The sequence below is a fragment of the Streptomyces kebangsaanensis genome (genome assembly GCF_001906585.1).
GTDB lineage: Bacteria > Actinomycetota > Actinomycetes > Streptomycetales > Streptomycetaceae > Streptomyces > Streptomyces kebangsaanensis.
Genome location: NZ_JUJA01000062.1, coordinates 1 through 6,524, shown reverse-complemented (window position 1 = coordinate 6,524; position 6,524 = coordinate 1). Strand labels below are relative to the sequence as shown.

General features: G+C 70.6%; 3 protein-coding genes and 3 pseudogenes. 2 read left to right on the top strand and 4 right to left on the bottom strand.

Translation table 11 applies throughout. The features are described 5' to 3' along the window. From pelF to RH94_RS09105, 4 genes and pseudogenes are all read right to left on the bottom strand, one after another. The coding region (gene pelF / locus RH94_RS09115; protein ID WP_234425638.1) for a GT4 family glycosyltransferase PelF at positions 1 to 1,506 on the bottom strand (1,506 nt) is incomplete at its 3' end. 85 nt (positions 1,507 to 1,591) lie between these two features. Next, positions 1,592 to 3,004: pseudogene (locus RH94_RS09110) on the bottom strand (hypothetical protein); the annotation flags it as partial. 1 nt (position 3,005) lies between these two features. After that, positions 3,006 to 3,741 (bottom strand): annotated as a pseudogene (locus RH94_RS42815) (hypothetical protein); the annotation flags it as partial. Between the two features lie 423 nt (positions 3,742 to 4,164). Then, positions 4,165 to 4,674: a hypothetical protein gene (locus RH94_RS09105; RefSeq protein WP_079188951.1), complete on the bottom strand. Its 510-nt coding sequence runs from the start codon at positions 4,672 to 4,674 to the stop codon at positions 4,165 to 4,167. Positions 4,675 to 5,353: 679 nt separating this feature from the next. On the opposite strand from RH94_RS09105, the gene RH94_RS09100 reads away from it, so the two are divergent. Together RH94_RS09100 and RH94_RS09095 are read left to right on the top strand one after the other, a co-directional pair. Further along, positions 5,354 to 5,956: a hypothetical protein gene (locus RH94_RS09100; RefSeq protein WP_234425637.1), complete on the top strand. Its 603-nt coding sequence runs from the start codon at positions 5,354 to 5,356 to the stop codon at positions 5,954 to 5,956. A gap of 11 nt (positions 5,957 to 5,967) precedes the next feature. After that, a pseudogene (locus RH94_RS09095) lies at positions 5,968 to 6,524 on the top strand (hypothetical protein); the annotation flags it as partial.

Sequence of the window (6,524 nt, the reverse complement as noted above, 5' to 3'; positions counted from 1 at the left end):
GAAACCGACGGCCGACGGCGCGGGCCCGGGGCGCGCGTCCGTTCGCCCGTCCGTCCTCTGTCGTTCCGGCGCCGCCAGGTCCAGGTAGATGGAACGGAACGTCTCGATGGTCCGGCGCAGGGTGAACTGTTCGATCACCCGGAGCCGGGCCGCCTCTCCCATCGCCCCGCGGCGCCCGGGGTCGCGCAGCAGCCGCAGCGCGGCGGCGGCCATGGCGGCCGGGTCGCGCGGCGGAACCACGACACCGGTGTCGCCGACGGCCTCCCGCACCCCGCCGACGTCGGTGGACACGGTCGCCCGCCCGCACGACATGGCCTCGATCAGCGTGAACGGGAAGCCCTCGCTGATGCTGGAGAGCATCACCACGTTGCCGGCGGCGTAGGCGTCCTTGATGTCCTCCACCCGCCCCTCGAACCGGACGGCGTCCGCCTGCCCGAGTGCGGCGGCCAGGGCCTCGCAGCGGTCCCGGTACCCCTCCCCGCCACGCGGTGTGCCGCCGAACAACCGCAGCCGGGCCTCGGGCAGTTCGGCCCGGACCAGGGCGAAGGCGCGGATGAGGGTCTCCAGGTCCTTGATCGGGTCCACCCGGCCCGCCCAGCTGAGGGTGGGCACCTCGGGCTCCGGTCCGGCCGGCGGGAACGCGGCCGGGTCCACGCCGTTGTAGACGGTGCGGATCGACTCCGGGGAGGCACCGCCCTCCTCCTCCCACAGCCGGTTGTAGCGGTTGCCCGGGGTGATCAGGGCGGCCCTGCGGTAGCTCTCCTGGGTCAGCAGCCGGAAGAAGCCCAGGACGACCGCCTTCACCGGCCAGCGGTACGGCGCGGTGCGGTAGCCGAGGTAGCGCTCGCGCAGGTACACCCCGTGCTCGGTCAACAGCAGGGGCACGCCGTGCTGTTCGAGCGCGGCCAGCCCCGGCAGTACGGCGACTCCGCCGCTGACCGCGTGCGCCACCCCGCTCGTGGGCGGCGGCGCGGCCAGCGGACGCAGCGCGTGCTCGAGCAGGCCGGTGGCGGTGAGCGCGTCGTGCAGGCTCGGCCGGGCCTCGCGCACCACCAGTCCCGGCCGGTTCCACACCGCGGTCAGTACGGAGATGGCCTGGTCGCCGCGGAGGAAGGCGCTCAGGGTACCGTCGGCGGCGGCCCGCGCCATCGTGTGGAGCGCGGGCGCGAACCCGTCCTCCGCGCACGGGTCGAGCAGCGCGGTCAGGAACCGCTCGTAGGCACTGGTGAGCCGGTTGCGCGCGCGCCCTCGTGGCGGGTGGCCCTCCGGCGGGGCGCCCCACATGGGTACGGACGTCATGCGGGACACGTGCGCGGGCAGGTCCCACACGAGCGGCTCCCGGCCGGTGCCGGTGACGGCGAGGACGTCGAACTCCAGGTCGGGCATGCCGCGGACGAGCTGGTCGCACCAGACGCTGACGCCGCCGTGACTGTGTGGGTACGTTCCTTCGGTGAGCAGGGTGACGCGCGTCGGATCAGTGGGGCGCGCGCCGCGGTGAACGTGCATCGGAGTGCTCCACGGCCGAGGTGTGGGTGGTCGTGCCGGTCCCGGCCGCGGGGTCGCGGCCGGGACCGGTGGGTGGCTGCGCGGTTCAGCCCGCCGCGTTCGGCGCGGGCGGCTCGCTCACGCCGACGGGGATCCGGGTGCGGGGCGCGGGAACGGTGACCGGGCCCGGCTTGTCGGGCTTGCCGGCCTTCGCGGCCGTCCCCGGCGCCGCGGCGGACGACGGCAGCGCGAACGTGAGCGGCTGCCCGGCCGAGGCCGTCCAGCCGGACAGGGCGCCCGCGTACGCCGAGCCGAAGGCCCGACCGGCCAGGGTGGTGCCGGCCGGCACCGTGGCGGTGACCGCCACACCGTTCGGGGCCGACACCGTGACCGTGCCGCCGACGCGGTACGCCGTGACCCCGCCGTTCCGCAGCGCCGTCTGCCAGGCCGCGCGGCGCTGCAGCTCCACGCCGATGTCCTTCATCCGCAGGTTCACCAGGGGAGTGTCGTTCGCGAACAGCGCGCGGTAGCCGTCCAGTACGCCGCCCAGAACCGGGTAGGCGAGGCGGTCCTCGGCGAGGTTGGACTGGTGGATGAAGTGCGGCTTGGGGTCGCCTGCGAGCGCGTGCCCGAGGGCGATGCGCGTCTCCAGCGGCACGATGTGGTCGGCGTAGCCGGTGGCGGGGTCCAGCGGGGCCGGCAGACAGGTGGTGGTGGCCGGGTTGTCCTCGCAGATGCCGCTGCCGCCCTGGGCGCGGCTGGTGTAGAGCCAGTTGTACTCGTCGACCTGCTCGGCCGCCCGCCCGGCGTTGTAGAAGATGTTCATCGGGTAGCGGGAGACCGTCGTGGCGGGACCGACCTTGCGCTGCACGGGGTCACGGGAGTTGTCCGAGGCGAGCCAGGCGATGCCGTTGTCGGCGAGCGCGGGCCCCAGGTTGGGGTTGTCGTCCGGCTGCTGCGGCAGCACCTTCAGACCGGAGTGCTCACCGGTGACCAACTCGTCGTTCTGCAGGGGCAGTCCGATGCTCTGCCCCCACACCCGGTTGGTGGCGATCTCATTGGAGATGGCCGTGCGGGTGACCCACTTGACACTGCCGTTCGCGTTGGTCGCGCACCGCCAGGGCACCACGGTGACGTTCTGCTCGCAGCCGAGGAAGGCGTGGGTGTAGGTGTGGTTGACCCAGCGGAACTTGCCGCGCTCGGCGATCAGCCGGTCGGCCAGGGCGTCGGCCCCGTTGTGCTCCGCGCGCTGGTCGACGCTGCCGGCGCCGTTGTAGACGAGGTCGAGGGTGAAGCCGTGGTCGCGCTGCCAGGCGGTGGCGTGGTCGACGTCCGCGGCGGTCATGCGGATCGGGTCGGGCGTGCCTCCGCCGCCGGGGCAGTCGACGTCTCCGGGCGTGCAGTTGAGTTCCGTGTCCCAGCGGTCGTCGGCGGCGAACACGTCGTCGACGTGCACGGCGAAGTAGTTGCGGGAGGCCCCCAGGTGCACCCCGCCGGTCATCCACTCGACGATGCCGCGNGGGCCAGCAGCCGGAACTGCTGCTGGTACTGGTTGTAGACGAAGGTGACGACCAGCTCCCGCCGCCCGTCGTGCCGGTACTCGCCGACCAGCGAGCCGCGCGCCGACTGCCCCGGGATCGGTGCCTCGACGTACGGCGTGAAGTCCACGCCGGCGACCGGCCGCGAGAGGTAGGCATAACTCTCGGACACAGCGGGGTCGATGTCCTCGAAGGGCACGGCGCCGTTCAGGTAACCGAAGGGCCCCGCCTTGCCGGCGGCCGTCACCTCCGCCCGGACGCCGTCGAGACTGCCGGAGTAGCCGACACCGGCGACCGGGTACTGCAACCCCGCCTCGGGGCGGGCGTAGGTGTAGGCGTCGACCTGCGGAACGCCGTAGGTCCGCTCGTAGTCCGCGAGCGCCGCCATCTCGGGCGAGTTCGCCGGGAACGGGTTGTCGTTGGGCAGCACGACGGCCTGGTACTTGGCCCGCGGCCGGCCGTCCACCGTGTCCGCGAGGAAGCCGTCGTCGATCACGGGTCTTCCGGACTGGTTCAGATCGATCTTCGTGTAGGGCGTCCCCGCGGTGTCCAGTTCGGCGGCGATCGCGTCGACGGCCGGACCGCCGTCGCTCACGACCAGCGTCCGCAGATCGACACGGGGCGTGCTGCTGTCGGCGTGCGCGGCCCCTGCGGGTAATCCGAGCGCGGCGATGAGCGCGCCCACGGTGAGCGCGGTGGTGCGCATGGTCCGCTTCATACGGCGAAGTCCTCCCCCCGGGCAGGGGTGAGTACAGCTCCCATGGAGCGGACGCACCCCCTCGGCCGACGCCGGCCGTCCCCTCGAAGGCCGGTCGTCGACGCATCCGTCACGTCATATGGTGACTTCTTTGTGTGACTTTTGTGGTCGAATTGCGAGTCGTGACGGAAAAACGCAGGTGTCCACCTGGTCGAGATCCGGCCGTGATCCGGCCGCGGGCCGGTCTGCCGGGGCGGGCGAGGGTGCGGGTCGCCGCCCGGTCCGGCGCCTGTCGCCCCAGGTCGGGGCCCGATGCGGAGCACCGGCGGACCCGTCCGGTCCGCCGGTGGCCGTGCCGCCGGTGACGCCCGCGCAGTCTGGCCGTTCATACGGCCGAATCCGGTCACCGCGGTTGCGTCGTCCTGTCGTTCCGCTGTCCTGCCGTCAGGAGCAGACCACACGCGTCTCCGGCGTGTAGACGGGGCCGCCGGTGGCGTTCGTGCTGTCGCTGAACTCGGCGTAGTAGTACGAGTAGAAGCCGATGTCGCCGTTGCAGCCCGAGTCGGGGGCGATCTGCAGGGTCAGGGTGACGGTCCGGCTCTGACCGGGCGGAATGGTGGCGCCGTAGTTGGCGCCGAGGTTCGCGGGACCGGTACCGGAACAGGGGGTGCTTCCGGCCGCCGTCGCCAGGGTGCACCCGGTGAAGCTGTACTTGAGGTCGGGACGCTGGGTGGTCAGCCAGGTCGGGTCGATCGTCTGGTAGACGAACCAGACGTCGTACGTCCTGTTGTTCGTCAGCGTCATGGACAGCTGGACGGTGCCGCCGGGCGTGGTGGTGGCGGTGTCGGTGGAGAACGTCAGCGAGGCCGGCGCGGGCTCCGCGCTCGCGCTGGGAGCCAGCCCGAAGACGGCGAGGACGAACCCGAGGACGGTGGCGAGACCAAGGCGTCTCATCAGAGGTGATCGCATGGCCCGGGAGGCTAGGCAGACGACACGCGCCCCGTCTGCCCCCGGAAAACCGCCCGACACCCCGGCTGGCCGAAGGTACGGCTCCCGTGAAGACACCATGGAGAAGGCGTGCCGTCACCACCCCGAGAGGCGAACACGCACCGTACCGGCAGTGTGACGCACCGGCGCGACGGGTTGGCAAGAGCCCGGAACGCCGAACTCCGCCCACCCGCACTTTGGCGCGTACGACACCTCCCTCAACCCGAACGCTCCGCCCCTGGCCGCGACACCAGGCCGAGCCCGCTGTCGACGGACAGGACCGCCACTTCGTCACCACCCCACCGGAACACCCCGCGTCGACGGGGAGGGCTCACGTAGCCCTGACTGCTGAACACGGGGCGCCTGGCGACTTCCAGGTCTGGCGCCCAGCGGTGGACACCGCGCGGTGAACATCAGCGGGCATCGGCAAAGCCGTCATGTTGCAACAGGGTTGGGTCTCACCGTTGGCCGCTGATGTTCACCGCGACACTCGCCACCGTGCTGGGCCGACGGGCTGTCGTCACCAAGAGCAACGGGACGGATCAGGTTTCACGGTAACTACACAAGTAGGGTACTCTCCCAGCGCCGAACGGATCGACCAACTGTTCGGAATATCAACGGAGTTGATGTCATCAAAGGGGGAAATTTGAATAGGCTGCGTCTGAGGGCGGTTGGTGCCATCACGGGTGTCGCGCTGCTGGGAGCCACGGCCACTGCGGTGGCGGCGACCATCACCGACAACATGTACCCGACGAAGAACACGCCCTGGTCCTGCAAAGACGGAAACATGGGCGACGGCTTCTGCAAGACCGACAACAAGGACCTGACCGTCTGGCTCCAAGGGTCTTTGTCGAGCGCGGGAAAGACGAAGGTGAGGAACGCGCTCAAACATTACAACGCCACTGATCTCGTGGTCAGTTACCCCGACAAGCCGAGCTACTCCGGCGACTCGGAGACGGACATCGTCTACCAGAAGGGCTCGGTCCCGAGCGGTGCCAGGGGAATCACCTGGTGCGACGACGCGATCGGGAACAACAAGTGCGACCAGCACTATGCGCGCTTCGCCGCGGCCGATCCGCCGGCCAGTACCGCCTGCCATGAGACCGGGCACGCGGTTGGGTTGACACACGGTCAGAACGCAAGTCCCAAGCTCAAGCAGACGGACTCGCGGCTGGCCTGCATGGTGACGCCCTCGCAGTCGTCGGAACTGGGCTCGCACAACAAGTCGATGATCAACGAGACGTACTGAGGGCGGGGGACATGAAGCTCACGGGGAAAGGAACGCTCGGTCTCGCGGCGACCGCGGCCATGGTGACAGGAACACTGGCCGGTGTGTGGGCAGGATCCCATGGGGCGGAGACACCGAGCCGCGGCAGTGAGGTGGTGCTCGCACAGGCCGATGATGTGCTGCCGTCGGTGACGAGTACGGACTGGGTCACCTACGCCGACCGGGTCGTGGTCGTCCGGCCCACCTCGGACCGGGAGATCCCGGCCACCGAGGAGGAGAACGAGGCGGGAGAGGGATACATCGGACGCAGCGCCACCCTGGCCGTGGACAAGGTCCTGTGGAGCCGGTCCGGAGCGCCCGCCGTCCCGCGGTCACTCACCCTGGACGTGGCCGGATGGGCGTTCAAGGACGACCAGCGGCAGGAGTTCGCGGTCCACGACACACCCCGCCTGGAAACCGGCCACACCTACATTGTCGCCCTCGCCCGACTCGACGACGGCACCTGGTCGATTCTGGGCAGCGGAGCCTCACTGCCCTATGACGGCGGCGTCATCGGCAACGGCGAATCCGAAGGCAACACCGTCGAAGC